We start from the raw sequence: 24,429 nt of genomic DNA on the forward strand, positions 1-24,429 counted from the left end.
GTATCCCGGCACTCGTTCTGGTGATCTGTCTGGAAAATCCGTCCGCTCTCCTGCCCGCACCGCCTCTGGCGCGCGGGAAAGAAAAACCCCGGCGGCATCAGGTGCCGCCGGGGGTCATCTTGGCTTACTTCAGGCCATCCCACGAGGACTGGATCGCATCGGCCACTTCCTGCGCGGACTTGCCGCCGGCATAGTCGACCATTCCGGTCCAGAACGAGCCTGCACCGACGCCGCCCGGCATCAGGTCCGACCCGTCAAAGCGGAAGGTGTCAGCGCCCAGCAGGATCTCGCCCATCTTCTTCAGCGTGGCATCGCCATAGAGCTCGACGTTCACACCCTTGTGCGGTGTCAGGAAGCCCGACTGCGCCATCCAGACCTCATGCGCGACCGGCACTTTCAGCCAGTCGATGAAGGCGCGTGCGGCGGGGCTGTCCTTGGTGATGCCGAACAGCGTGCCCGCACCCAGAACCGGCTTGCCCAGATCCTTCTCGGCATAGGCCGGGAAGTAGAAGAAGTCGGCATCCACGCCCATCTGCGTGCCTTCGGGGAAGAAGGACGGGATGAACGAGGCCTGACGGTGCATCATGCACTGGGGCGGCGACGAGAACAGACCCTTCGGGCTGTCGCGGAAGTCGGTGGTGGCAACAGCGCCACGGCCACCGGCCACCTTGCCATCCTCGATGAACCAGCCGAATTCTTCGATGGCGGCCACGACCTTCGGATCGTTGAACTTCAGGTCGTTGCTGACCCAGGCGTCATAATCTGCGGGCGTGTTCACGCGCAGCATCATGTCTTCCACCCAGTCGGTCGCCGGCCAGCCGGTCGCACCGCCCGACCCGAGGCCGACGCACCACGGCGTCACGCCATCCGCCACCATCTTCTCGGTCAGCGCCTTCAGGTCTTCCATCGTCTCGGGCACTTCATAGCCCGCGTCCTCGAAGTTCTCGGGGCTGAACCAGACCAGCGACTTCACGTCGACCTTGTAGAAGAAGCCGAACAGCGCATCATTGCCATCCGGCCCGGGGAAGCTGGCCAGATCAACCCAGGACTGGCCCGCGGCATAGTTCTCGCTCAGCCATGCGGCATCGGCCTCGGTCAGCGGTGCAACCTGACCCAGACGCGCCAGATCGGCGGTCAGACCCGGCTGCGGGAAGACCGAGATATTCGCGGCCGAACCGGCCTCGGCGTCGATGCGCACCTGCGTCTCGAAGCTGTCGGAGCCGACGTATTTCACGTCAACACCGGTTGCGGCTTCGAAATAGGCCAGCATCGATTCGACAAGTTCCTGGTCAGGGCCAAGCCACGGGCCGGCAATGGTCAGCTCTTGTCCGGCCAGATCGCCATGCGCGGCCTTGAATTCTTCAAGCGAAGCCCAGTTGAAAGCGCCCTCGCCGATCGGAAATTTCAGGTCTTGCGCATAGGCGCCACCTGCCAGCAATGCCAGCGCGGCAACGCTGACGGTCAGTTTCGATTTCATGTGCAGTCCTCCCGGATGACCCCGCCCATCTTAGCGAGGCGTTGTGCCAACAGCGGGTATCGGACGAAAAGACAGAATCGCCTTCAAACCGCTTTGGATGCCGCACCTTTGCCGATGGCACCCGACCTGTCAATCCAAAGCGCCCTCAATGGATGCGAAGCGCCGTTTTTGCAGGCGCAGCATCGATCTGAAACGATTACGGAGCCTGCGCTTTATCTTTGACCTTGGCGGCACTGCTGGCTAAGGTCAGCGCCGATTGAAACCGTTTTGGGCGCAAATGCCCATGCCTGCCCGATAGTGACCACGCCAGAATGAACCTCAAGGAACTCGCCTCACGTTTGGGCCTCTCGCCCACGACCGTCAGCCGCGCGCTGAACGGCTACCCCGAGGTGAACGAGGCCACGCGCGAGCGGGTGATGGCCGCCGCCAAGCGTCACAACTACCACCCCAACACCCGCGCCATCCGCCTTGCCACGGGCCGCGCGATGGCCATCGGCCATGTGATCCCCGTCGCCACCCGCCACGAGATCGTGAATCCGGTCTTTGCCGATTTCATCGCCGGCGCGGGCGAGACCTACAGCCGCAACGATTATGACATGGTGCTTTCGGTCGTCCCCGACGATCAGGAAGAAGCCGCCTATCGCAGCCTCAAATCCAAGGGCAATGTCGACGGCGTCATCGTCCACGCGCCCAAGATGGATGATCCGCGCATCGCGCTCCTGCATGATGTCGGCCTGCCCTTCGTGGTGCATGGCCGCGCCACCGGCACCACGCTGCCCTATAGCTGGCTCGATGTGAACAACCGCCGCGCCTTCCAGCGCGCCACCGAATTCCTGCTCGACCTTGGCCACACCCGCATCGCGCTCGTCAACGGGCTCGAGTTCATGGATTTCGCCATCCGCCGCCGCACCGGCTATGTCGATGCGCTGACCGCGCGCGGCATCGCGCCCGATCCGGCGCTGATGGCCTCGGACGAGATGACCGAAATCGCCGGCTACCGCGCCGCCCGCGCCATGCTGCTGCGCGCCCACCGCCCCACTGCCTTTCTCGTCGCCTCGATGATCTCGGGCATGGGCGTGCGCCGCGCGCTGGAGGAGGCGGGGCTCCAGATGGGGCGCGACATAAGCGTCATCATCCATGACGACGACCTCAGCTACATGAAGAACGGCGATGCGGTGCCGATCTTCACCGCCACCCGCTCCTCGGTGCGGGATGCGGGGCGGCTGGCGGCGGAAATGCTGCTCGACATCATCGCAACCCCCAACCCCGTCCCCCAGCAACGCCTGCTCGAGGCCGAACTCATCATGGGCCAATCCACCGGCCCCTGCCCGCGGCCCTGATCCGCCACATCGAAAGACCCCAGCCATGTCCCTGTCCCGCTTCGATTTCCCGCCCGGATTCCTGTTCGGCGCCGCCACTGCCGCCTACCAGATCGAAGGCGCAGGCTTCGGCGGCTGCGGCCCCTGCCACTGGGATACCTTCGCCGCCACCCCCGGCAATGTGGTGCGCGCCGAGGATGGCGCCCGCGCCTGTGACCATTACCACCACTGGCCCGCCGACCTCGACCTGCTGCGCGCCGCCAACATGGATGCCTACCGCTTCTCCACCTCATGGGCGCGGGTGATGCCCGATGGCGTCACCGTGAACCCCGAGGGCATGGATTTCTATGACCGTCTCGTGGACGGGATGCTGGAACGCGGGCTGAAACCCTTCCAGACGCTGTATCACTGGGAAATGCCCTCGGCGTTGGCCGATCAGGGCGGCTGGACCAACCGCGATACCTGCGCCCGCTTCGCCGATTTTGCGCAGGCCATCACCGGACGCCTCGGCGACCGCGTGTCCAGCATCGCCACCATCAACGAGCCGTGGTGCGTCGCGTGGCTGTCGCATTTCATCGGCGCCCATGCCCCCGGCCTGCGTGACATCCGCGCGGCCGCCCGCGCCATGCACCATATCCTGCTGGCGCATGGCATGGCGGTGGAACGCCTGCGCGGCATGGGGCAGCAGAATCTCGGCATCGTGCTGAACTTCGACTACGCCCAGGCCAACAGCGACAGCGCGCAAGACCAGCTTGCCGCCGCCCGCTGGGACGGCATCTTCAACCGCTGGTTCATCGAAGGCATCACCAAACAATCCTATCCCGACATCGTGCTCGAAGGGCTCGCCCCGCACATGCCGCAGAACTGGCAGGATGACATGCCGCTGATCGGGCAAAAGCTCGACTGGCTTGGGGTGAATTACTACACCCGCCACATCCTCGACCATGATGGCAAGGCGGCATGGCCGCATCTGCGCGATGTGACCGGACCCCTGCCGAAAACCCAGATGGGCTGGGAAATCTACCCCGACGGCCTGCACCACTTCCTCACGCGGATGGCCCGCGACTATGTGGGCGACCTGCCGATCTATGTCACCGAAAACGGCATGGCCAATGCGGACGAGCTGTCGGGCGGCGCGGTGACCGACACCGTGCGCGAAGAGTTTCTCTTTGCCCATCTGGCCGCCACTCGCCGCGCCATCGCGGACGGGGCCAATGTGCAGGGCTTTTTCTACTGGTCGCTGCTCGACAATTACGAATGGGCCGAAGGCTACGAGAAACGCTTCGGCCTCGTCCATGTCGATTTTGACAGCTTGGCAAGGACCCCGAAATCTTCGTATCACGCGCTCGCACGGGCATTGGCCCGCAACGACTGACTTCAAGGATGCCGCCCATGACCCTCGCCCTCCTTGCCGACATCGGCGGCACCAACACCCGCGTGGCCTTGGCCGAAGGCACCCGCGTGCTGCCCGACTCGGTCGCGCGGTTCTCCAACGCCGAATACAAGGCGCGCGGACAGGACATCGCCGATATCCTTGCCGATTACCTCAAGACCAGCGGCAAATCCGTCTCCGGCACCTGCGTTGCCGCCGCCGGTCCGGTGCAGGATGGCACCGCCAGCATGACCAACCTCGACTGGGTGATCGACGCGGCCAAACTGCGCGGCGCGACGGGTGCGGCCCGCGTGGCGATCCTCAATGACCTTCAGGCACAGGGGCAGGCGCTCGGCCATATCGCGCCAGCCAACCTGCGCCCGGTGGTCCCGGGTCCGCAGACCGCCGGCACCATGCTGGTGGTGGGGCTCGGAACCGGCGTCAATGCCGCGCCCGTGCATGGCAGCGGAGCCGCGCGCATCGTGCCGCCTTCGGAATGCGGCCATGTGAACATGCCCGTGCGCTCCGAGGAAGACCTGAGCCTGATGCGCTTTGTCGAATCGCTGCTCGCCAGCCGGGGCGAGGTCGCGCATTGCGGCGTGGAAGAGGTGCTCTCGGGCCGGGGCCTCATCAACCTGCACGCCTTCGCCGCCGATCAGGCGGGCGAGCCGGCGGCGACGACCTCGGCTGAGGTGCTCTCCGATCTCGACAAGGGCCACCCCGTCGCCACCCATGCCGCCAGCCTCTACACCCGCATCCTCGGGCAGACGCTGGCCGATCTCGCGCTGATCCACCTGCCCTATGGCGGCATCTACCTGATCGGCGGCATGGCCCGCGCCATGACCCCGCATTTCGCGCGGCTGGGGCTGGGCGACCATTTCCGCGAAACCCGCAGGGTAGACCTGCTGGAAAAGGACTTCTCGATCACCGTGGTCGAAGATGATTTCGCCGCGCTGACAGGCTGCGCCGCCTATCTCGCCGCGCAAACCGCCTGACCCCTGACGCGCCCCGCAAGGATCGTGTCCCGCAAGGGCCACGATCCTTCGGTCAGGTCTGCTATGCCGGCAGCCGTTCGCGCAGGAATTGCAGCGCGACGCCCAGACCGTCGGGGGCGATGCCGTGGCCCGTCCCCTTCATCACATGGCCGTAAACCTCGAACTCGGCGCCCAGCAGCGCGTTTCCGGCCAGAGACATGTCGGCGAACGGCACCACAGGGTCCTGATCGCCGTGGATCAGCAGGACCGGCGGCCGCGTCACCGCCTCTGCCGCCAGAGCCTCGGGCTGCAGCAGCCGCCCCGAAATCGCGACCACCCCCGCCACCGGCACCGCGCGGCGCGGCGCGACATGCAGGCTCATCATCGCGCCCTGCGAAAAGCCCACCAGCGCCAGCGCCTCCGGCCCCAGCCCCTCGGCGGCCAGCACCGCGTCCAGAAACCCGTTCAGGTCTTCTGCGGCGCGCATCAGCCCGTCGCGGCTTTGCGCCTCGCTCGACCCGTCCAGCCAGGGGATAGAGAACCACTGGCGGCCAAAGCCGTTGCTCGCGCAAGGCTCGGGCGCGTCGGGGGCATAAAAGGCGGCTCCGGGCAGATGCGGGGCCAGCGGATCGGCCAGCCCCAGCAGATCGGCCCCATCCGCGCCATAGCCATGCACAAAGACCACCACGCTCGTCGCGCGCCCCTGCGCCGCGCCGCGCCGTACCGATTGCAATTCCCGCATGCCCTAGATCCCCTCACGTTCCTTTGCGACGCGGTAATACGCCCAAAGCACCCGTGCCGCAACCGACCGCCAGGGCGACCAGCGTTCCGCCATCTGCCGCAGCGCCCGCTCCGCAGGGCGCGCCTCCAGCCCGTAGAGCAGCCGCGCCGCCTCCTGCAGCGCCAGATCGCCGGGGGCAAAGACATCGGCCCGGCCAAGCGCGAACATCGCATAGATTTCCGCCGTCCATGTGCCGATGCCCGGCACCGCCACCAGCGTGCCGATCACAGCGTCATCCGGCTGGCTGCGCAGCGCCGCAAAATCGATGCCCGCCTGCGCCAGCGCCTGCCCGTAACGCGCCTTCTGCCGCGACAGGCCCACCGCGCGCAACTCTGCCTCGCCCGCCGCCGCCATCGCCTCGGGCGCGGTCAGCCCCGCCGCCTCCAGCCGCCCCCAGATCGCGCGGGCAGAGGCCACCGACACCTGCTGCGAGACGATCGCCGAGAGAAGCGCCGCGAACCCGTCCGGCTGCCGCCGCAGCGGCAAGGGGCCGCAGAGCGCCAGCGCCGCCGCCATGCCCGCATCGCGCGCAACAAGCCAGGCCGCACCTTCGGCCACGCAGTGATCTGTTTCGATGATCCGTCCCGCCATCCGGCCACCCTGCCCCGTCCCGCGCGCCCCGGCAACCCGAAGCCTGCGCAATTTGCCCCCTTGCCCCGCCCGGACAAACCGCCTACCGCTTGTGCATCATGACCCAGGATGCCACCGCCAGACGCAATGTGCTTGTCCTTGTCGCGGCACAGGCCGTGCTGGGCGCACAGATGCCGATGATCTTCACCATCGCCGGTCTGGCGGGACAGAGCCTTGCCCCCAATGCCTGCTGGGCGACGCTGCCGATCTCGCTCACCGTGATCGGCTCCATGCTGACCGCCACCCCGATCTCGGCCTTCATGCAGCGCCACGGGCGGCGCGCAGGCTTTGTCGCGGGCGCGCTTGGCGGCGCGATCGGGGCCGCCATCGGGGCCTACGGACTGATGACGGGCAGCTTCCTTCTGTTCTGCATCGGGGGCCTGTTCACCGGCATCTACATGAGCGCGCAAGGATTCTACCGCTTTGCCGCCGCCGATACCGCCTCCGATGCCTTCCGCCCCAAGGCGATTTCCTGGGTGATGGCGGGGGGCCTGCTGTCTGCCGTGCTCGGGCCGCAACTGGTGAAGGCCACGGCCGAGGCGATGGTGGTGCCTTTCCTCGCCACCTATCTGTCGGTGATCGTGCTGAACCTTGTCGGCATGTTCCTGTTTTTGGGCCTGTCGATCCCCAAGCCGAAGCCACCCGCCGCCGGCGCTTCGCAAGGGCGCACGCGGGCCGAACTGGTCCGCAATCCGACCATCGCCGTTGCGATGATCTGCGCCACCGTCTCCTATGCGCTGATGAATCTGGTGATGACCTCCTCACCGCTCGCCGTCGTCGGCTGCGGCTTCGAGACGGCGGATGCCGCCGATGTGGTCACCGCCCATGTGGTGGCCATGTATGCCCCCAGCTTCTTCACCGGCCATATCATCGCCCGTTTCGGGGTCGAGCGGGTGATCGCCCTCGGCCTGCTGATCCTTGCAGGCTCCGGCGCGGTGGCGATGGCGGGCGTCGCGCTCGAGAATTTCTTCATCGCCCTGATCCTGCTCGGGGTCGGCTGGAACTTCGGCTTCATCGGGGCCACCACCATGCTCACCTCGGCCCAGCGGCCCGAAGAGCGCGGGCGCCTGCAGGGGTTGAACGACCTGATCCTGTTCGGCGGCGTGTCGGTCGCCAGCTTCGCCTCGGGCGGGCTGATGAACTGCTCGGGCGGCTCGGTGCAGGCAGGATGGCAGCTCGTCAACATGGCGATGCTGCCCTTTCTGGTGGCAGCAGGCGGCGCGCTGATCTGGCTCTGGCTGCGCCCGCGCGAGATGCGCGGGAGCTAGGCTGCGCGAGACGCGCGGGAGCTGGGCTGCGCGAGACGCGCGGGCGGGCATCGCCCCTGTCAGGCTGCGGCATGCGCTCCGCGCGGGAGTATTTGGAAAGCAGCAATGGCAGGGCAGAGAGCCCCTCAGAACAGCCCCGTTGTCGCCTGCCAGAGCAACCGGCCCCGCCGCGCGAAATCCGAAAGCTGCAACCGGCCCTCGGCCACGGCGGCAGGGTCGCGCGCGGCCAGTTTCAGCAAGCCTTCGGCCTGCCACCCCGCCAGCAGCGCCGGACGCTGGGCGCGCGGCACCCCGGCGCGGCGGGCGGCCTCCAGCCGGATCAGCCCGCGCAGGGCGAGTTCAGCCACCGCCTCGGGGCGGCCATCGACCAGCGGGATACGCCCGCGCTGCGCCAGTTCGGGAATGGCGCGCAGATAGCTGGCCAGCGCCGACGCCCAGCCATAGGCGCGCACTGCCGCCCCGGCCTCGGGCGGCGCGCCAAGCGCACAGGCCGTCAGCCACATCAGGCCGGCGCCGGTATCCTCCAGATAGGCGTCCAGCGCCGCCTGATCCTCGAAGGGCGCGCTGTAGATGTCCCAGCGGCGGGCCTCGATCATCCGGTCCAGCACGTCGAGCGGCAGGCGCGCGCTCTGGATCAGATCATGCAGCGGGGCCGCCACCTCATGCGCGCGGGGGCCGGGTTCGGCCACCACGTCGCGCCACCATTGCAGCCGCATCTCGGCGATCATCGCCTCCTTGCTGACCCAGGGCGCGCGCGCGACTTCAAGGTTCAGCGCATAGAGCGGCAACAGCCGCGCGCGGGCGGACTGCGGGGCCGCCATCACGGCGGCAAAACGGTCGGGGTCGCCCCGCTGCACCAGTGCCGCACAGGCATCAAGGCTCATGGCCGCGCCCCGCCAGCGGGTCCGTGGCGGCCCCCAGGTGCCGCCCCGCTCATTCCGCCGCCTCCTGCACCGGCTGGCCCAGATCACGGATCAGCTTCCACTGGATCGCATCCAGCAGCGCCTCGAACGAGGCGTCCACGATGTTCGGGCTCACCCCCACCGTCGACCAGCGCCGCCCCTCGTCATCTTCGGAATCGATGATGACCCGCGTCACCGCCTCGGTGCCGCCTTGCGTGATGCGCACCTTGAAATCGACCAGCTTCATGCTGTCGATACAGGCCTGATAGGGCCCGAGGTCCTTGGCCAGCGCCTTGGCCAGCGCGTTCACGGGGCCACGGTCGGTGCCGGTCTCGTCCATCGACTCGCTGACCGACAGCATCTTGCGCCCGCCGATCTTGACCACCACCACCGCCTCGGACAGGCTGATCATGCGGTCATACTTGTTCTTGCGCCGTTCCACCGTCACCCGGTAACGCTTGACCTCGAAGAACTCGGGGCATTGACCCAAGGCGCGCCGCGCCAGCAATTCGAAACTGGCCTGCGCGCCGTCATAGGCATAGCCCTGATCCTCGCGCTCCTTCACCACCTCAAGGATCCGGCCCAGACGCGGGTCCTTCGGGTCCACCGCCAGCCCCGCCTGCATCAGCCGCGCCCGCAGGTTCGACTGCCCGGCCTGATTGCTCATCGGGATCACCCGCGCATTGCCCACCGTCTCGGGCGGCACATGCTCATAGGTGGCGGGGTCCTTCAGGATCGCACTGGCATGCAGCCCCGCCTTGTGGGCAAAGGCGCTCGCCCCCACATAGGGCGCGGCCCGCACCGGCACGCGGTTCAGGATGTCATCCAGCACCCGGCTGGTCTTCAGGATGCCCGCCAGAGCCTCGTGGCTCACCCCCGTCTCGTAGCGGCTGGCATAGGGCTCCTTGAGCAGGAGCGTCGGGATCAGGCTCACCAGATTGGCATTGCCGCACCGCTCGCCCAGCCCGTTCAGCGTGCCCTGCACCTGCCGCACCCCGGCATCGATCGCGGCAAGCGAACAGGCCACCGCGGTTCCGGTGTCGTCATGGCAGTGAATGCCCAGCCGCTCCCCCGGGATGCCCGCCGCGATCACCTCGGACACCACCCGCCCCACCTCGGCGGGCAAGGTGCCGCCATTGGTGTCGCACAGCACCAGCCAGCGCGCCCCCGCATCATGGGCCGCGCGCAGACAGTCCAGCGCATAGGCCGGATTGGCGCGATAGCCGTCAAAGAAATGCTCGGCGTCAAACAGCGCCTCGCGCCCACGCCGCACCAGATGCGCGACCGATTGCGCAATCGCCTCGCGGTTTTCCTCCAGCGTGCAGCCAAGGGCGGTGGTCACATGGAACTCATGCGTCTTGCCCACCAGACAGACCGCAGGCGTGCCCGCATCCAGCACCATCGCCAGCACATCGTCATTCTCGACCGACCGCCCGATCCGCTTGGTCATGCCAAAGGCCGCCATCACCGCCCGCGTCGGCGGCCTTGCGGCGAAAAACTCCGAATCCGTCGGATTGGCCCCCGGCCAGCCGCCTTCGATGTAATCCACCCCCAGGGCATCCAGCGCCTGCGCGATCATGCGCTTTTCGGCCACCGAGAACTGCACCCCCTGCGTCTGCTGCCCGTCGCGCAAGGTGGTGTCATAGAGGTAAAGACGTTCACGCATCGCCCGCCCCCTTTTCCGTCGCCAAATATCCTCGGGGGGAGTCGCCGCCGGCGACGGGGGGCAGACAGCCCCCCCGAATTTTCGCAGAAAATTGGCTCACTTCAGCGCCTCCAGCTTGGTGGGGTCGAAGTCTGGGCCGGGCACGAGTTCGACTGCTGTTTTTGACATACGCACTTCCACGCCTGCAGCAAGAAGAGCAGATTTTAACGCGTCTACCGGCGTAAAATCTTTAGTTTTTATAGCCTCTGTTCTGAGATTAATTAAAAGAATCTTAAAGTTATCCAAGTCGATGGGATCAGACCACCAAACATCCTGACTAGGAAGCAATAAACCAAGCAATTGTGCCGAAGCGAGAAATTCGGCGACAGCGGCTTTAGGATCAGGTCCAGTATAATCACCCTTAAGAGCAGAATTCCAATTTGCAAACGTCAGAACATTTCCTGCAAGATTGTGCAGTTCCGTAATTGCTTGGCGGGTGTTCAAATCGTCACCAAGTGCAGCAATTACAGCTTTACTTGGCTTAGAGGGTTTGACGTCCTTGGTCATAAGGCGCCAACGTTCAAGATGATGTTTTGCCTCCCGCGCCTTTTCCTCCGTCCAATCCATCGGCTTCCGATAATGCGTGCTCAAAAGCACAAACCGGATCACTTCCCCCGGAACCCCCTGCTCCAGCAAATCCCGCACGGTAAAGAAGTTGCCCAGCGACTTGGACATCTTCTTGCCCTCGACCAGCAGCATCTCGTTGTGCAGCCAGACCCGTGCAAAACTCCCGTGCCCGTGCGCGCAGGCGCTCTGCGCGATCTCGTTCTCGTGATGCGGGAATTGCAGATCCAACCCCCCGCCGTGAATGTCGAAACTCTCCCCCAAAAGCTCATAGGCCATGGCCGAGCATTCGATATGCCAGCCCGGACGGCCATAGCCCCAGGGGCTCTCCCACCCCGGCACGCCCTCGCCTGACGGCTTCCACAGCACGAAATCCATCGGGTCTTCCTTGAAGGGCGCGACCTCCACCCGCGCGCCCGCGATCATGTCATCGACAGACCGGCCCGACAGAGCGCCATATTCGGCATAGGACCGCACTCGGAACAGCACATGCCCTTCCGCCGCATAGGCATGGCCCTTCTCGACCAGCCCCTCGATCATCGCGATCATCGCGCCGATGAACTCGGTCGCGCGCGGCTCGTGATTGGGCCGCAACGCCCCCAAAGCGTCCATGTCATCGTGATACCAGCCGATCGTCTCGTCGGTGATGTCCCGGATCGCGCGGCCCGTCTCGGCGGCCTTGGCGTTGATCTTGTCATCCACATCGGTGAAGTTGCGGACATATGTCACATGCTCGGCGCCAAAGACATGGCGCAGCAGCCGGTACAGCACGTCAAACACCACCACAGGCCGCGCATTGCCCAGATGCGCGCGGTCATAGACCGTCGGGCCGCAGACATACATGCGCAGATTCTGCGCATCCAGAGGCACAAACGCCTCCTTGCGGTGGGTTTTCGAATTGGTCAGCCTGATCGTCACCATAGCCCGTCGTCCCTTATGCACAGCGGCATCCCGGCGCGGGGTCTAGCAAGTTCCAATCCGTTTGGAAATGATGACAAGCCCCCGCAAGACCAAAGGTCAGCAGGAAATGCAGCCGCAGATGATGCCACGCGTTGTCGTTGCCATGCCCCCTGCATAGCGCCGCCCCGTCGCCGCGCCAAGCCCTTTTCGCATCGCCCGCAAGCTGGCATGATGCCTGCGCAAACCAAAGGGGGCTGCCCATGTTGCGCGTGCTTTTCCTCGCCCTGTGCCTGTTCCTTGCCCCCGGCCTTGCCGCCGCCCAGCCCTACCCCGACCCGCTCGGCGACACGCTCAGCGATTACGCGGGCCTCCTGCCGCCCGAGGCACAGCTCCGCCTCTCCGAGACGCTGGCGAAAGGCCGCGCCGAAACCGGCGTGCATGTGGTGCTGGTCATCATGAACCGGCTGGCAGATCACGGCGGCGCAGGCGCGCGCATAGAAGATTACGCCAAGGCGCTGTTCAACCGATGGGGCGTCGGCGATGCCGCCCGCGATGATGGCATCCTCATCCTGATCGCCCGCGACGACCGCGAAATGCGCATCGCGCTCGGCGCAGGATATGAGGTGATCTGGGACAATGCCGCACAACGCGTGATCGACCGCTCCTTCCTGCCCGCCTTCCGCAATGATGATTATGTCGGCGGGATCGAGGCCGGGGTTGCCGCCACCTTCGACCTCATCGCCAGACCCTTCGCCGCCGGGGCCGAAACCCCGCCCGCGCCGCCCTTCGACTGGCAGGCGATCACGCCCTTCCTGATCTTCGGCGGGGCCATCCTCGGCTTCATCGCGCTGGTGGCGCGCGCGGTGATCGGCGATGCGCTGGTGCGCCTGCGCGCCTGCCCCTCCTGCGGCGCGCGCAGCCTGTCGCGCCGCCGCGACGTGACCCTAGCCGCCAGCACCGCCCGCGCAGGCCACGGCATCCTGCACACCCGCTGCGCCGCCTGCGGCTATGACAGGTCGGAACCCTACAGCATCGCGAAAATCTCGCGCGGCTCGGGCTCTTCGGGTGGCTTCGGCGGCGGATCGTCCTCGGGGGGCGGTGCCACGGGCCGCTGGTAGGCCGGCGTCAGGCGCGCTCTTCCAGCGCCAGCCATTCCTCTTCGGCGCCTTGCAGGGCGATCTGCCGCTCGCTCAGCGCCTCGGTCCCCTTGCGAAACTTCACAGGGTCCTTGGTGTAGAGGTCGGGCGCCGCCAGAAACTCTTCCAGCTTGGCAATCTCGGCCTCCAGCCGCGCGATGATCGCGGGCAATTCGTCCAGCCGCTTGCGTTCGGTGAAGGACAGGCCCGTGTTCTTCGACGGCCTCGGCGGCTCGCGCCCCGCAGCAGTCTTTGCCGCGCTCGCCGAAGCGGCCGCTGCCGACTTCGCCGCCGCCGCCATCACCTCGGGCCGCTGCGCCGCGTAATCCGACCAGCCGCCCGGATAGGCAGTGGCGCGCCCGTCCCCCTCCATCGCCACCGTGGCGGTGGCGATGCGGTCGATGAAATCGCGGTCATGGCTCACCAGCAGAACCGTGCCGTCATACTCGCCCAGCACATCCTGCAACAGATCCAGCGTTTCCACGTCCAGATCGTTGGTCGGTTCGTCCAGAATCAACAGGTTCGAGGGCCGCGCCATCAGCTTGGCCAGCAACAGCCGCGCCTTCTCGCCGCCCGACAGGCTGCGCACCGGCGCGCGCACCTGCCGCTCGTCGAACAGGAAATCCTTGAGATAGGCCACCACATGCTTAGGATTGCCGCGCACCATCACCTGATCCGACGCGCCCGAAACCGCCATCAACGGGTCTCCGGTCAGGTTCTCCCACAGCGTCGCATTCGGATCGAGCTGTGCGCGCGTCTGGTCAAACACCGCAATCTCCAGATTGGTGCCAAGCACCACCTCGCCGCTGTCAGGCGCGATCTCGCCGGTCAGCATCTTGAGAAGCGTGGTCTTGCCCACCCCGTTCGGCCCGACAAAGGCCACGCGGTCCCCGCGCAGGACGCGCAGGTCGAACCCCTGCAGAATGGTCTTGTCGCCAAAGCGCTTGCCGATGCCCTTGGCCTCGATCACCCGCTTGCCGCTCACCGGCCCGCTCTCGATCTCCAAGGCCGCCGTGCCCTGCCGCCGGATCTGGCTGCTCCGCTCCTCGCGCAGGGCCGCCAGCGCGCGCACGCGCCCCTGATTGCGTTTCCGGCGCGCCGAAATCCCCTCGACCGCCCATTTCGCCTCGGCCTTGATCTTGCGGTCCAGCTTGTGGCGCGCCTCGTCCTCCTCGGCCCAGACCGTCTCGCGCCATTCCTCGAAGCCGTCAAAACCGGCCTCGCGCCGCCGCACCTCGCCCCGGTCGACCCAGAGCGTCGCCTTGGTCAGCGCCCGCAGGAACGCGCGGTCGTGCGAGATCAGCACAAAGCCCGTCCGCGTCGATGAAAGCTCCGCCTCCAGCCATTCGATCGCCTGAATGTCCAGATGGTTGGTCGGCTCGTCCAGCAGCATCAGCTCCGGCGCTTCCGCCAGCAGCTTGGCCAAAGCCGCCCGCCGCCGCTCGCCGCCGCTGGCGGTGGCCACCGGCGTCGCGGGGTTGAACTTCAACCCCTCCGCCACCATCGCCACGCGGTATTCCTCGCCCACATCCAGCCCGCTCGCGGCGAAATCGCCCAGCGTCTCGAAGCCCGACAGGTCCGGATCCTGCTCCATATAGCCCACGCTGACCCCCGGCGAGACGACGCGCAACCCGCGATCGGCCTCGGTCAGCCCCGCCATCACCTTCATCAGGGTCGACTTCCCCGATCCGTTGCGCCCCACCAGCGCCACCCGGTCACCGGGCTGGACCACCAGCGACAGGTTGTCGAACACAGGATTCCCGCCAAAGGTCAGCGAGATGTCGGAAAGCTGGAGAAGGGGTGCGCGTGCCATGCGCCGTCAGGTATGCGCCCCTGCCTGCGCCGTCAAGCCACCTGACAGCGTGGCACGCGGGGGCTGGCCCCCGCGCGACAGCAGCCACGGGCGCAGCACCGCCCGTCTCAGACCAGACGTGGCGGGCGCTTGGGGTCCATGCCGGGGGCTGTCCCCGGCACGGCGGGCTTTTCCACCTCGGGCAGATCGAAGCGCAGGGCCACCCGCGCCATTGCCACCGCCGCCGGATCGGCGCTGTGCAGGAAGGCCACGTCCAGCTCGCCGGCCTCGATCCCCGAAAACACCAGCGCCTCCGAAGCCGCCCGCGCCAGTGCCGCCTGCGCCCCCTCGGCCACATCGAGAAACGCGAGCATATGCCCCCGCCGCCCGCCGCGATAGCTGACCCCTGCCAGCAGCGCGCCAGAGGCCAGCCCCGCGGCCCGCGCCAGCTTGGCATCCAGCCCCGCAACCAGCCCTTCCGGCACGGCGGGCGCATGGAACTGCTCGGGCAGCGCCTGCACCTCCTCGGGGCCTTCGTCCAGCGTCTCGGCCAGCCAGTCCATCGCCTCTGGCGGCAACAGCATTTCCGACCGCCCTACCCCCAGATTGACGCCAAGCCCGATGCCCTGCCCCTTCAGCAGCCCCGCAATCACCCGCCCCGGCAGCGCGGCATAGGGGGCGATGCCGCCTGTAAATCCGGCCAGCCGTTCCTCGCGGTCAAAGACCAGCACGAAACGCCCGTCTTCAAGGTCAAACACCCGTGGCTCCAGCACCTCGCCCACCGCCTCGCGCTCCAGCAGGAGGAACATCTCGCCATCCGCCAGCCGCTCGAAGAAGCGCAGCCGCAGCGCCTCGTTCTCGGGGTCGGCATGCACGGCGGCATGGGCGGCATCCAAAAGGCTTACAATCTCGCTCATCTCTCGCTCTCCATCACCGCGGCCACGGCGCGGCGCAGTTCGGGCACCAACTCGGCCTCGAACCACGGGTTCCGTTTCAGCCATCCGGTATTGCGCCACGACGGATGGGGCAAGGGAAAGATGCCGCGCGCGGCGTGCTTGCGCCAATCCGCCACCGTGGCCGTGACAGAAGTCCCCGCCCCCAGATGCCAGCGCATCGCCGCCCCGCCCACCAGAAGCGTCAGCCGCAGGTGCGGCAGCGCCGCCATGACCCGCCCCCGCCATGTGGCCGCACAGATCGCGGGCGGCGGCAGGTCCGCCCCGCGCGCATCATAGCCCGGAAAGCAGAAGGCCATCGGCACGATGGCCACACGGTCCAGATCATAGAACGCATCGCCGGAAAGCCCGCACCAGTCGCGCAACCGCTCGCCCGAGGCATCGGTAAAGGGCCGACCGCTCTCATGCACCCGCGCGCCGGGGGCCTGACCCGCAATCAGCACCCGCGCCGAAGACCGGAACCACACGACGGGGCGCGGCGCATGGGCGGTGGCGGTCGCGGCAAAACGGGCCGCGCACAGGCGGCAGCCCGCGATCTCGTCTTGCAGGGTCAGCGGAACAGCACCAGCGCGCTCGCGCTCCATGCCACATCCACCTTGCTGCCCACCTCGAGGATGGGCCGCCCGGGCGTGTTGCGCATCGACAGCCGCACCTCCACATCGGTGCCGCCCAGATAGACGTCATAATAGGTCATGTCGCCAAAATAGATCACCTCGTCGATGATCCCGTCCACCGTACGCTCGGTCGTGGTCTGGCCGGGGTAAAGCAGCGTCAGCGTCTCGGGCCGCAGCCCCACCACCGGCGCATCGCCGCGCCCCGCCGGGCACTGCTCGGCCTCCAGCCGCGCGCGGCCAAGGCCCTTCACCTGCACCTCGATCTGCCCGCCCGTCTCGCCCACCACCTCGGCGGGGATGAAGTTCATCGTGCCGATGAAATCCGCCACCTTCTTGCTGTTGGGGCGCCGATACAGCGTCTCGGGGTCGGCCAGTTGCGCGATCTCGCCCTCGAACATCACCGCGATCCGGTCCGACATGACCAGCGCTTCCTCCTGGTCATGCGTGACCAGCACAAAGGTGATGCCCACCTGCCGTTGCAGCTTGATGAGTTCCACCTGCATATGCTCGCGCATCTTCTTGTCGAGCGCGCTCAAGGGTTCATCCAGCAGCAGCACCTTGGGCTTGAGGATCAGCGCCCGCGCCAAGGCCACCCGCTGCCGCTGCCCGCCCGACAGCGCATGCGCCGCCCGCGCGCCATAGCCTTTCAGGCCCACCATCTCCAGCGCGTCTTCCACCGCGCGGGCCTTTTCCGCCTTGCTGCGCGGATCGCGGCGCAGGCCAAAGCCCACGTTTTCCGCCACGCTCATATGCGGAAAGATGGCATAGGACTGGAACACCATGTTTGTGGGCCGCAGGTTGGCCGGAACCCGCGCCATGTCCTTGCCGTCGATCAGCACCGCGCCGCTGTCGATGCCCTCGAACCCCGCGATGGTGCGCAAGAGCGTGGTCTTGCCACAGCCCGAAGGCCCCAGCAGCGAAAAGAACTCGCCCGCCCGTATGGTGCCGTTGATTCCGCGCAAGGCGTGGTATTCGCCATAGTATTTGTGGACGTCGCGGAACTCGATCATCGTGGGCTTGGGCTTTGGGGGGGTGTTGCTCACAAGAAGCCTCCGGTGTCCTTGCCGCCGGTCTTTGCGATGCCGCGACGGCGGAAGAATTCTGCGATGGAAAGAAGGGTGACCGACACCAGCACCAGAATGGTGCCAAGCGCCAGCATGGCCGGAACCTTGGCTGGAAAGCGGAACTGGCTGTAGATATAGGACGACAGCACGGTATCGGCGCCGGCAAGGAAATAGGCGATGATGAACTCGTCAAGGCTGATGGTGAAACAGATCAGCAGGGACGAGATGATGCCGGGTGCCACCAGCGGCAGGATGATGAGCCGGAAGGTCGAAACCGGCCCCTCGCCCAGATCATAGGCGGCTTCCTCCAGCGACTTGTCCAGCGACTGGAAGGCCGACGACAGGATCGCCACCGCAAAGGGCGTGGTGATGAGCACATGGCCCAGAATGACGGTGAAGATCGACAGCGGCACCGAGATCGCCAACAGCACGACCAGCAGCGACATCGCCACGATCATCTCGGGCAAGACCAGCGGCAGCATGATCAGCCCCACCAGCCCCCCCTTGCCCGGAAAGGCATAGCGCGTGCTCGCCCGCGCGCCAAAGACGCCCAGCACCGTGGCGATCACCGCGGTAGACCCCGAGATGATCAGCGAGTTCTGCAAGGCCCGCCACAGCTGCCGGTCGGCCCACATCTCGGCAAACCAGTTGGTGGTGAAGCCCGACAGCGGAAAGGCGATGATGCGGCTGTCATTGAAGGCAAAGATCGGCAGCAGCGCGATCGGGGCATAGAGAAAGATCAGATAGCCGATGGCATAGGCCCGCAAACCCGGAGATTTCATCAGCAGCCCCCTATCGTGCCGGCCCGAGGAAGCGCCGGTTCACCAGCACGAAGGCCAGCGAAAGTAGCGCCACGATCAGCATCGCCGACACCGCGATGGCCGAGCCGAGGGGCTTGTTGTTGATCTTCAGCATCTGCACTTCCATCATGTTGGCGATCATCGGCAGCTTGCCGCCACCGATCAGATCGGGCGTCACATAATCGCCGATCGTCGGGATGAACACGATCAGCACCGCCGCAATCACGCCCCCCATCGACAGGGGCAGCGTCACCCGCCAGAAGGTGCGCAGCTTGCTCTCGCCCAGATCCTGCCCCGCCTCCAGCAGGCTGCGGTCGATCTTCTCCAGCGCGACGAAGATCGGCAGGATCGCAAAGGGCGCATAGGCATGGGCCAGCGTCACCACCAGGGCCCCGACGTTGTAGTTGATCCAGGTCAGCGGCTCGTCGATGATGCCGATCCCCAGAAGCCCCGAGTTGATCACGCCGTTATAGCCAAGGATCACCTTCCACAGGAACACGCGGATCAGATAGCTCGTCCAGAACGGAATCGTGATCAGGAACAGCCACAGCGACTTCTTCGACGGCGCGACATGGAAGCTCACGAAATAGGCGATGGGATAGGCGATCACCACCGTCACCACCGTCACCGACAGCGCCACGATCAACGACCGCAGCATGATCGCGCGGTAGACCGGCCCGGTCCAGACCTCGACATAATTGGCAAGGCTGAAATCCCAGGTAATCACCCCGCGACCCCCGGTCGCCAGCGAATAGATCACCACCGTCGCAAGGGGCGCCGCCAGCAGCAGCACCGCATAAAGCGCCGTCGGGCTGATCATCAGCAGGCCCGAGCGCGCCTCGGACCGGCCAAGCGCCGAAGTGGATCTCGCCATGTCACCCCCTGTCTGGCCCATCCCGAAGATGGTCTGCTGCCGCTGTTCCGCGACTTTGATCAAAACTTAGTCACATGCGCCCGAGACTGGCAAGGCCCGATCTGGCCCGTCACAAACCCCGCCACGAAAAAAGCCGGGCACCCGGCCCGGCTTCGCCCAAAATCGCGGCAGGCCTTGCTCAGCCCGCCACGCGTTCAATCGCGATGGCGCGCTTTTTCAACTCGTCATACAGCGATGGCACCACCCGCACCGACCCGACCGCCGCCCGCAAGGCATCGGAAAGCCGCGCCTCGGTCGCCGAGCCGGAGACGCGCCACACCATGCGCCGCGCCACGCCATCATCATAAACAATCTCTGTCGCTCCGGCACGTCTGCGGTAGCCCAGAAAATCAGCCCCGCCATGCGGAGCATGGAAAGTGGTCTGTTGTCCCATCGGAATGGTCCTGTCTTATTCTTTGCATGTCGTTGCATGCACTGCTCTTTATACCCCGAAACTGGGGCAGGCCCTGCCACCCGTCAAGCATCCCGCGCGCGCGGGCGGCAGAGCGTGCCGATTTTTCCGGCAAGGCGGGCGATTGTGCAACAGCCGCCCCGCCCGCGCCTTGTGCGCACCACAATGCCGCCACAATCCTGCCACGATTGATCTTGTATCGATGTGCGGGCGTCGCCGTCAGACCATCAACTCGGCGGGCGGCTCTGCAAGCAGCCGCGCCAGCCGCCTGATTCCGTCCTGAAAGCGCTCCATCGAGACATTGCCCGACAGCGCCACGCGCACCGCATTGGGCGCGCGCCCGTGAATCAGCGCATATTCGTCGGCCGACCGCACCATCACCCCCGCCGCCTCGGCATGGCTGCAAAAACTGCTGGCGCGCCAACCCGACGGCAGGCGCAGAAAGATGAACTGCAACCCCGCCTGCCAGCTCAAATCGAACGCGCCCAAGGCGTTGACGGCAAATTGCAGCCGCTTGTCCAACTCCTCCTGCACCAGCCCGCGCAGGCGCACCGCTTCGCCCGATTGCAACAAATGCAATACAATCGCCTCGATCGGGCGTGACAGCGCGAAAAACTGGTGCTGCGCGGTCAGCCGCCCCGTCTGGCCCATCCCCGTGGGGGCCACCAGATAGCCAAAGCGCAGGCCCGCCGAGATGGTTTTCGACAGGCTGCCCACATGCCAGACCCGCTCCGGCGCAAGCGCGCGCATCGACGGCAGGGTCGTGGTGGCGACAGAGTAACAATCATCATCAATGATCTGAAGGTCATAGCGGCGCGCAATCGCTACAATTGCCTGCCGCCGCTCCAGCCCCATACGCCCCGTGGTCGGGTTCTGCGCCTCGGTGGTCAGGCACAGAACCTGCGCCCCGTGGCGGCGGCAGGCTTGTTCCAATGCCTCCGGCACAATCCCTTCTGCGTCAATCTCGACCGCAACCACCTCGGCACGGCTCAACCGTGCGGCATGGCGAAAACCGGGGTAGGCCAGTTCCTCGGTCAGCACCACCGGACGGTCCCCGCGCAAACAGCACATGAAAACCAGATTGATCGCGTTCTGCCCGCCATGCGCCAGAACAATGTCATCTGCCGAAATCGGCCCCAGCACGCGCTCTGAAACCCAGTCACAGACCGCCGCACGCAAGGGCAGTTCGGCCTGCTGGCTGGGATAGTCGATCCAGTCCGTCTCGCCATCCTCGCCCAAGGCGCGCAAAGCCGCTGCAATTGCAATGCCTTGCCCGACGTCGGGCAAGATCGGCGCGCGCAGGTCGACCTTGCCGCTGACGCGCGCAGGCTCGCGGTCTACAAACAGCGCCTGTGTCGGGCCAAGGCGCGGCGCGTTCGCCGCAACAAAGGTGCCGCGCCCCACCGTCGCCGCCAGCATCCCCTCTTGCGTCGCCAGACTATAGGCCCGCGCCACGGTGCCGGGCGTCACCTTCAACTGCCACGCCAGTTCCCGCACCGTCGGCAACTGCGCCCCTGTCTCCAACTCGCCAGAGCGGATCGCCTCGCGCAGCGCCCGCGTCAGCGCCAGATATTTCGGGCCATCCTCATCCGACAGTTTGGGAAGCCATATTGTATCAGCCACAATGTTCCTCTGGCGATTCATTGATCGGTTTTGTATCTCTTGTATATGGCCAAGCAGGCCATTGTATCAACACAAATCATTCGTGAATAGGAACCCGACATGTCTCCCGCCGAAACGCTGGTTTTCCGCCCCGCCTCCCTGCCTCCGCTGTCGCGGCTGGTGCTGGCCGCCGCGGTCCGCGTCGTCACCTGGGAGGCACGTCAACGCACCCGAAAGGGCTTGCAGCGGCTTGATGCCCACCTGCTGCGCGACGTCGGGATCGACCCGATGACCGCCGAGGCAGAGGCCAACCGCCGCTTCTGGGAGGCATAAGCGCCCCCGCCTTCAGATATTTGCTCCCCTGACTGGGCCGGCTTGTTCCGGCCCTTTTTTTTGCGTGCCGCCGTGTCAGCCGCGCCCGCGCCGCAGATCGCGGAACAGCGAGATGCCCGCCCCCAGCACGAGGGCCGGCACAATCGACACCAGCCCGACCGAGGCCGCCCCCATCTCGCAGCCGCCCGAACTGCCCGCCCCGCAGCCCCCCGCCAGATGCGCAAGCCCCAGCAGCCCGAACATCAGCGCCGCGGGCAGCACAAGCGCCGCCACCAGCCCGAAGCCCAACGCCCGCAAGGCAAGGCGCGGCCATGATGGTCTGCTCCCGCTCATCGCGCATGTCCCCCCATTTGTGCGGTGCCGCGCCCATAAGGCCAGAAACCGCGGGCAACACCAAGCACCTTCTCGCCGGGCCTGCTGGCGCGGAGAAGGTGAATAGTTCGTTAAGGTGCGGGGGTTAACCGGTTGATTTCGATGGATATTGCCCCCTGTAACACAGGCGGGCGTGCAAAAGAAAAGGCCCGCCAGAGGGCGGGCCTTTCCAGAAAAAAGATCGAAAGATCAGCGCTTCGAGAACTGGAAGGACTTGCGGGCCTTGGCCTTGCCATACTTCTTCCGTTCCACCACGCGGCTGTCACGGGTCAGGAAGCCGGCAGCCTTCAGCGCGCCGCGCAGGCCGGGTTCATACAGCTGCAGGGCCTTGGAAATGCCGTGCTTCACAGCGCCCGCCTGCCCCGACAGACCGCCTCCCACCACGGTGGCCATCACGTCGAACTGGCCCTCCACGTTTGCCACGGTAAAGGGCTGCTTGAGGATCATCTGCAGAACCGGACGGGCGAAGTAGGCCGCCATTTCCTTGCCGTTCACCGTCACCTTGCCGGTGCCGGGCTTGACCCAGACGCGGGCCACGGCGTTCTTCCGCTTGCCGGTCGCATAGGACCGACCCAGCGCGTCGCGCACTGCCACACGCGGGGCCGCAGCAGGAGCTGCCACATCAGCCGAGGTGCCGGAAACGGCCGATTTCAGATCGTCGAGGGATTTGATGTCAGCCATGATCACGCGCTCCGGGTGTTCTTGGGGTTCAGCGCCGCGACGTCGAGAACGGTCGGCTGCTGAGCTTCATGCGGATGCGCCGCACCGGCATAGACGCGCAGGTTCGTCATCTGCTGACGGCCCAGACGGTTGCGGGTGATCATGCGCTCGACGGCCTTGATCACGACACGCTCGGGATGCGCGCCTTCCAGCACCTGACGTGCGGTGCGCTGCTTGATCCCGCCCGGATGGCCGGTGTGCCAGTAATAGACCTTGTCGGCACGCTTGTTGCCGGTCATCTGGATCTTGTCCGCGTTGATCACGATGACATTGTCACCCATGTCCATGTGCGGGGTGAAGGTCGGCTTGTTCTTGCCGCGCAGGATGTTGGCGACGATCGTGGCAAGGCGGCCCAGAACGATACCTTCGGCATCGATCAGGATCCACTTTTTCTCGATGTCCGCCGGAGTAGCGGTAAACGTTTTCATCGGTGGTGTCCCATAGAGGATAGGCAGGGGTTGCCCCCCGGTAACTCGGATGGCGGCTTATCGCGTATCATGGATGCACCGTCAAGCGGCTCTATGAATATAAAACTCAGTAAAATCAATGTCTTGAAAAAGTGGTATCTGGATACCCCACCGGCTAGGCCGCCAGCAGACGCAAGGCCCGTGCGCGCGCGGGGGGGATTGCGGCGATTTCAACCCCTGTCAGCACATGCAGTGTGTCCATCTCGCGGTCGATGACGGCATGGTCGCTCACCCAGCCGCCCATCGACAGATAGGTGCGCAGCAAGGGGGGTAAGGCCGCTTCCGAAGCTGCGGACTGCGCGGCAAGGTCGGCCAGCGTCACCCGTTCCGGTGCAAGCGGACCGGGGCGCCACAGATCGGGCGCCAACCGGGGCGCGAGTGCGGCAAGGGCCTTGGCGTGAAGACCGGTATCGGCACCGGCAAAGCTGGAGCAACCAAAGAGCAGCGCGATCCCACGCTCATCGACCATCCGCGTCAGCCCCGCCCAAGCCAGCCGCAAGATATCGGGGTCGTGCCGCGCCGGGTCCAGACAAAAGCGGCCCAGTTCCAGCATCGGACCGGGAAAGCAGGCCAATCTGGCCAGATCATAGAATTGCGCCGAATAGGAGCGCGCCACCGTCTCGCCACGAAACTCTTGCACCCGAAAGCAGGCAACAGGGTCGGCGCGGGCCTGATCGAAAACCAGCACATGGCTGGCCGTGTCGTCATAGGCATCGGCATCTTGACCGCTGGCGCGGGCCTTGCCGCGGGCCGCCAGAAAGGCGCTGTGGCGCAGGCGCTGCGCCGCGCCAATCTCTGCCGCAGTCTGGGCAAGACGTACCTCGTAACGCCCGCGCGACAATGGCTTCATGCGGCCCCCATGACCCTTGGCACCCGACCCCTCCCCCCCTAGATACTTCAATGACAGCGCGGCGCGCCGCGACCGTCAGCCGAACAGAACCACAGGAGATGCGTATGGACAAGGTCGTGAAATCAGAGTCCGAATGGCAGGCGATGCTGTCGGACCTCGCCTACAAGGTCACGCGCAAGCATGGCACCGAGCGGGCCTTTACACATGACAATTTTCCCAAGGTGCCGGGGACTTATCGCTGCGTCTGCTGCGATGCGCCGCTGTTCGACCAATCGACAAAGTTCGACTCCGGCACCGGCTGGCCCAGCTTTTATGCGCCGATCAGTGAAGAGACGGTGGGCGAATCCGAGGATCGGAGTTGGTTCATGCGGCGCACGGAAGTGCATTGCAACCGGTGTGATGCGCATCTTGGCCATGTGTTCAACGACGGCCCTGCCCCGACGGGCCTGCGCTATTGCATGAACGGTGTGGCGCTGAAATTCGAAGCGGCAGATGAGTGATCGCGCGGC

The 24,429-nt window shown here is 65.9% G+C and carries 25 protein-coding genes; 7 read left to right on the forward strand and 18 right to left on the reverse strand.

Going from position 1 to position 24,429, the window contains the following annotated elements:
- Positions 1–124 precede the first annotated feature (124 nt).
- A complete protein-coding gene (locus G3572_RS02340; protein WP_164609056.1) occupies positions 125–1,477 on the reverse strand; it encodes an ABC transporter substrate-binding protein in 1,353 nt (450 codons plus the stop codon).
- 311 nt (positions 1,478–1,788) lie between these two features.
- Here G3572_RS02340 and G3572_RS02345 point away from each other — a divergent pair, with 311 nt between their 5' ends.
- From G3572_RS02345 to G3572_RS02355, 3 genes are read left to right on the forward strand one after another with little or no spacing between them, the layout of a single operon-like run.
- Positions 1,789–2,817, forward strand: a complete 1,029-nt coding sequence (locus G3572_RS02345) for a substrate-binding domain-containing protein (protein WP_164609057.1) — start codon at positions 1,789–1,791, stop codon at positions 2,815–2,817.
- A gap of 25 nt (positions 2,818–2,842) precedes the next feature.
- Positions 2,843–4,171, forward strand: a complete 1,329-nt coding sequence (locus G3572_RS02350; protein ID WP_164609058.1) for a GH1 family beta-glucosidase — start codon at positions 2,843–2,845, stop codon at positions 4,169–4,171.
- Between the two features lie 17 nt (positions 4,172–4,188).
- Entirely contained in the window at positions 4,189–5,163 is a 975-nt protein-coding gene (locus tag G3572_RS02355; protein WP_435530946.1) for a glucokinase, read from the forward strand.
- A 61-nt stretch (positions 5,164–5,224) separates the two neighbouring features.
- Here G3572_RS02355 and G3572_RS02360 read toward each other — a convergent pair whose 3' ends face one another.
- Together G3572_RS02360 and G3572_RS02365 are read right to left on the reverse strand one after the other, a co-directional pair.
- Positions 5,225–5,884, reverse strand: a complete 660-nt coding sequence (locus tag G3572_RS02360; RefSeq protein ID WP_164609060.1) for an alpha/beta hydrolase — start codon at positions 5,882–5,884, stop codon at positions 5,225–5,227.
- Between the two features lie 3 nt (positions 5,885–5,887).
- The gene (locus G3572_RS02365) at positions 5,888–6,514 is read right to left on the reverse strand and encodes a DNA-3-methyladenine glycosylase family protein (RefSeq protein WP_164609061.1); all 627 of its coding nucleotides are present in this window, start codon (positions 6,512–6,514) and stop codon (positions 5,888–5,890) included.
- 98 nt (positions 6,515–6,612) lie between these two features.
- On the opposite strand from G3572_RS02365, the gene G3572_RS02370 reads away from it, so the two are divergent.
- The gene (locus tag G3572_RS02370; protein ID WP_164609062.1) at positions 6,613–7,821 is read left to right on the forward strand and encodes an MFS transporter; all 1,209 of its coding nucleotides are present in this window, start codon (positions 6,613–6,615) and stop codon (positions 7,819–7,821) included.
- A gap of 125 nt (positions 7,822–7,946) precedes the next feature.
- On the opposite strand, the gene G3572_RS02375 is transcribed toward G3572_RS02370, so the two are convergent.
- The 3 genes from G3572_RS02375 to cysS form a co-directional block, all read right to left on the reverse strand.
- Entirely contained in the window at positions 7,947–8,705 is a 759-nt protein-coding gene (locus G3572_RS02375) for a phytoene/squalene synthase family protein (protein WP_164609063.1), read from the reverse strand.
- Positions 8,706–8,754: 49 nt separating this feature from the next.
- Positions 8,755–10,389, reverse strand: coding sequence for a citramalate synthase (gene cimA / locus G3572_RS02380; RefSeq protein WP_164609064.1), 1,635 nt, complete (start codon positions 10,387–10,389; stop codon positions 8,755–8,757).
- Positions 10,390–10,485: 96 nt separating this feature from the next.
- Complete coding sequence (cysS, locus tag G3572_RS02385; RefSeq protein ID WP_164609065.1) at positions 10,486–11,913, reverse strand: cysteine--tRNA ligase; 1,428 nt, start codon at positions 11,911–11,913, stop codon at positions 10,486–10,488.
- 239 nt (positions 11,914–12,152) lie between these two features.
- On the opposite strand from cysS, the gene G3572_RS02390 reads away from it, so the two are divergent.
- Positions 12,153–13,010, forward strand: a complete 858-nt coding sequence (locus G3572_RS02390) for a TPM domain-containing protein (RefSeq protein WP_164609066.1) — start codon at positions 12,153–12,155, stop codon at positions 13,008–13,010.
- 7 nt (positions 13,011–13,017) lie between these two features.
- Here the strand turns inward: G3572_RS02390 and G3572_RS02395 are convergent, their stop codons facing one another.
- The 8 genes from G3572_RS02395 to G3572_RS02430 all read right to left on the reverse strand — a co-directional run bounded on the left by G3572_RS02395 (position 13,018) and on the right by G3572_RS02430 (position 21,199).
- Positions 13,018–14,841 carry an ABC-F family ATP-binding cassette domain-containing protein gene (locus G3572_RS02395; protein ID WP_164609067.1) on the reverse strand — a complete coding sequence of 608 codons (1,824 nt, stop codon included), beginning with the start codon at positions 14,839–14,841 and terminating at the stop codon, positions 13,018–13,020.
- A gap of 107 nt (positions 14,842–14,948) precedes the next feature.
- Positions 14,949–15,737, reverse strand: coding sequence for an SseB family protein (locus tag G3572_RS02400; RefSeq protein ID WP_164609068.1), 789 nt, complete (start codon positions 15,735–15,737; stop codon positions 14,949–14,951).
- Positions 15,734–16,357 carry a uracil-DNA glycosylase family protein gene (locus G3572_RS02405; protein WP_164609069.1) on the reverse strand — a complete coding sequence of 208 codons (624 nt, stop codon included), beginning with the start codon at positions 16,355–16,357 and terminating at the stop codon, positions 15,734–15,736. The genes G3572_RS02400 and G3572_RS02405 overlap by 4 nt, the downstream gene beginning before the upstream one ends.
- Positions 16,324–17,397, reverse strand: a complete 1,074-nt coding sequence (locus tag G3572_RS02410; RefSeq protein WP_164609914.1) for an ABC transporter ATP-binding protein — start codon at positions 17,395–17,397, stop codon at positions 16,324–16,326. The genes G3572_RS02405 and G3572_RS02410 overlap by 34 nt, the downstream gene beginning before the upstream one ends.
- 29 nt (positions 17,398–17,426) lie before the next feature.
- Positions 17,427–18,233, reverse strand: coding sequence for an ABC transporter permease (locus tag G3572_RS02415; RefSeq protein WP_164609070.1), 807 nt, complete (start codon positions 18,231–18,233; stop codon positions 17,427–17,429).
- Between the two features lie 10 nt (positions 18,234–18,243).
- Complete coding sequence (locus tag G3572_RS02420; protein ID WP_164609071.1) at positions 18,244–19,125, reverse strand: ABC transporter permease; 882 nt, start codon at positions 19,123–19,125, stop codon at positions 18,244–18,246.
- 178 nt (positions 19,126–19,303) lie between these two features.
- On the reverse strand, positions 19,304–19,558 hold the full coding sequence (locus G3572_RS02425; protein ID WP_164609072.1) for a hypothetical protein: 255 nt from the start codon (positions 19,556–19,558) through the stop codon (positions 19,304–19,306).
- Positions 19,559–19,795: 237 nt separating this feature from the next.
- Entirely contained in the window at positions 19,796–21,199 is a 1,404-nt protein-coding gene (locus G3572_RS02430) for an aminotransferase-like domain-containing protein (RefSeq protein ID WP_164609073.1), read from the reverse strand.
- A gap of 99 nt (positions 21,200–21,298) precedes the next feature.
- Between G3572_RS02430 and G3572_RS02435 the strand changes: the two genes are divergently transcribed.
- On the forward strand, positions 21,299–21,511 hold the full coding sequence (locus tag G3572_RS02435) for a DUF1127 domain-containing protein (RefSeq protein ID WP_164609074.1): 213 nt from the start codon (positions 21,299–21,301) through the stop codon (positions 21,509–21,511).
- Between the two features lie 75 nt (positions 21,512–21,586).
- Here G3572_RS02435 and G3572_RS02440 read toward each other — a convergent pair whose 3' ends face one another.
- The 4 genes from G3572_RS02440 to G3572_RS02455 all read right to left on the reverse strand — a co-directional run bounded on the left by G3572_RS02440 (position 21,587) and on the right by G3572_RS02455 (position 23,920).
- On the reverse strand, positions 21,587–21,844 hold the full coding sequence (locus tag G3572_RS02440) for a hypothetical protein (protein ID WP_164609075.1): 258 nt from the start codon (positions 21,842–21,844) through the stop codon (positions 21,587–21,589).
- Positions 21,845–22,072: 228 nt separating this feature from the next.
- Positions 22,073–22,564, reverse strand: coding sequence for a 30S ribosomal protein S9 (gene rpsI / locus G3572_RS02445; protein ID WP_100195500.1), 492 nt, complete (start codon positions 22,562–22,564; stop codon positions 22,073–22,075).
- Positions 22,565–22,566: 2 nt separating this feature from the next.
- Positions 22,567–23,031: a 50S ribosomal protein L13 gene (gene rplM / locus G3572_RS02450; RefSeq protein ID WP_164609076.1), complete on the reverse strand. Its 465-nt coding sequence runs from the start codon at positions 23,029–23,031 to the stop codon at positions 22,567–22,569.
- A 154-nt stretch (positions 23,032–23,185) separates the two neighbouring features.
- Positions 23,186–23,920: a GNAT family N-acetyltransferase gene (locus G3572_RS02455; RefSeq protein ID WP_164609077.1), complete on the reverse strand. Its 735-nt coding sequence runs from the start codon at positions 23,918–23,920 to the stop codon at positions 23,186–23,188.
- A 104-nt stretch (positions 23,921–24,024) separates the two neighbouring features.
- Here G3572_RS02455 and msrB point away from each other — a divergent pair, with 104 nt between their 5' ends.
- A complete protein-coding gene (gene msrB / locus G3572_RS02460) occupies positions 24,025–24,420 on the forward strand; it encodes a peptide-methionine (R)-S-oxide reductase MsrB (RefSeq protein WP_164609078.1) in 396 nt (131 codons plus the stop codon).
- Positions 24,421–24,429: the final 9 nt, after the last annotated feature.

It is taken from the genome of Pseudotabrizicola algicola, assembly GCF_010915705.1.
GTDB lineage: Bacteria > Pseudomonadota > Alphaproteobacteria > Rhodobacterales > Rhodobacteraceae > Pseudotabrizicola > Pseudotabrizicola algicola.

Excerpts from the sequence above, each read along its gene's own strand:
- G3572_RS02340 (WP_164609056.1), bottom strand. The coding sequence starts at position 1,477 with ATGAAATCGAAACTGACCGTCAGCGTTGCCGCGCTGGCATTGCTGGCA.
- G3572_RS02345 (WP_164609057.1), top strand. The coding sequence starts at position 1,789 with ATGAACCTCAAGGAACTCGCCTCACGTTTGGGCCTCTCGCCCACGACC.
- G3572_RS02350 (WP_164609058.1), top strand. The coding sequence starts at position 2,843 with ATGTCCCTGTCCCGCTTCGATTTCCCGCCCGGATTCCTGTTCGGCGCC.
- G3572_RS02355 (WP_435530946.1), top strand. The coding sequence starts at position 4,189 with ATGACCCTCGCCCTCCTTGCCGACATCGGCGGCACCAACACCCGCGTG.
- G3572_RS02360 (WP_164609060.1), bottom strand. The coding sequence starts at position 5,884 with ATGCGGGAATTGCAATCGGTACGGCGCGGCGCGGCGCAGGGGCGCGCG.
- G3572_RS02365 (WP_164609061.1), bottom strand. The coding sequence starts at position 6,514 with ATGGCGGGACGGATCATCGAAACAGATCACTGCGTGGCCGAAGGTGCG.
- G3572_RS02370 (WP_164609062.1), top strand. The coding sequence starts at position 6,613 with ATGACCCAGGATGCCACCGCCAGACGCAATGTGCTTGTCCTTGTCGCG.
- G3572_RS02375 (WP_164609063.1), bottom strand. The coding sequence starts at position 8,705 with ATGAGCCTTGATGCCTGTGCGGCACTGGTGCAGCGGGGCGACCCCGAC.
- cimA (WP_164609064.1), bottom strand. The coding sequence starts at position 10,389 with ATGCGTGAACGTCTTTACCTCTATGACACCACCTTGCGCGACGGGCAG.
- cysS (WP_164609065.1), bottom strand. The coding sequence starts at position 11,913 with ATGGTGACGATCAGGCTGACCAATTCGAAAACCCACCGCAAGGAGGCG.
- G3572_RS02390 (WP_164609066.1), top strand. The coding sequence starts at position 12,153 with ATGTTGCGCGTGCTTTTCCTCGCCCTGTGCCTGTTCCTTGCCCCCGGC.
- G3572_RS02395 (WP_164609067.1), bottom strand. The coding sequence starts at position 14,841 with ATGGCACGCGCACCCCTTCTCCAGCTTTCCGACATCTCGCTGACCTTT.
- G3572_RS02400 (WP_164609068.1), bottom strand. The coding sequence starts at position 15,737 with ATGAGCGAGATTGTAAGCCTTTTGGATGCCGCCCATGCCGCCGTGCAT.
- G3572_RS02405 (WP_164609069.1), bottom strand. The coding sequence starts at position 16,357 with ATGGAGCGCGAGCGCGCTGGTGCTGTTCCGCTGACCCTGCAAGACGAG.
- G3572_RS02410 (WP_164609914.1), bottom strand. The coding sequence starts at position 17,397 with ATGATCGAGTTCCGCGACGTCCACAAATACTATGGCGAATACCACGCC.
- G3572_RS02415 (WP_164609070.1), bottom strand. The coding sequence starts at position 18,233 with ATGAAATCTCCGGGTTTGCGGGCCTATGCCATCGGCTATCTGATCTTT.
- G3572_RS02420 (WP_164609071.1), bottom strand. The coding sequence starts at position 19,125 with ATGGCGAGATCCACTTCGGCGCTTGGCCGGTCCGAGGCGCGCTCGGGC.
- G3572_RS02425 (WP_164609072.1), bottom strand. The coding sequence starts at position 19,558 with ATGGGACAACAGACCACTTTCCATGCTCCGCATGGCGGGGCTGATTTT.
- G3572_RS02435 (WP_164609074.1), top strand. The coding sequence starts at position 21,299 with ATGTCTCCCGCCGAAACGCTGGTTTTCCGCCCCGCCTCCCTGCCTCCG.
- G3572_RS02440 (WP_164609075.1), bottom strand. The coding sequence starts at position 21,844 with ATGAGCGGGAGCAGACCATCATGGCCGCGCCTTGCCTTGCGGGCGTTG.
- rpsI (WP_100195500.1), bottom strand. The coding sequence starts at position 22,564 with ATGGCTGACATCAAATCCCTCGACGATCTGAAATCGGCCGTTTCCGGC.
- rplM (WP_164609076.1), bottom strand. The coding sequence starts at position 23,031 with ATGAAAACGTTTACCGCTACTCCGGCGGACATCGAGAAAAAGTGGATC.
- G3572_RS02455 (WP_164609077.1), bottom strand. The coding sequence starts at position 23,920 with ATGAAGCCATTGTCGCGCGGGCGTTACGAGGTACGTCTTGCCCAGACT.
- msrB (WP_164609078.1), top strand. The coding sequence starts at position 24,025 with ATGGACAAGGTCGTGAAATCAGAGTCCGAATGGCAGGCGATGCTGTCG.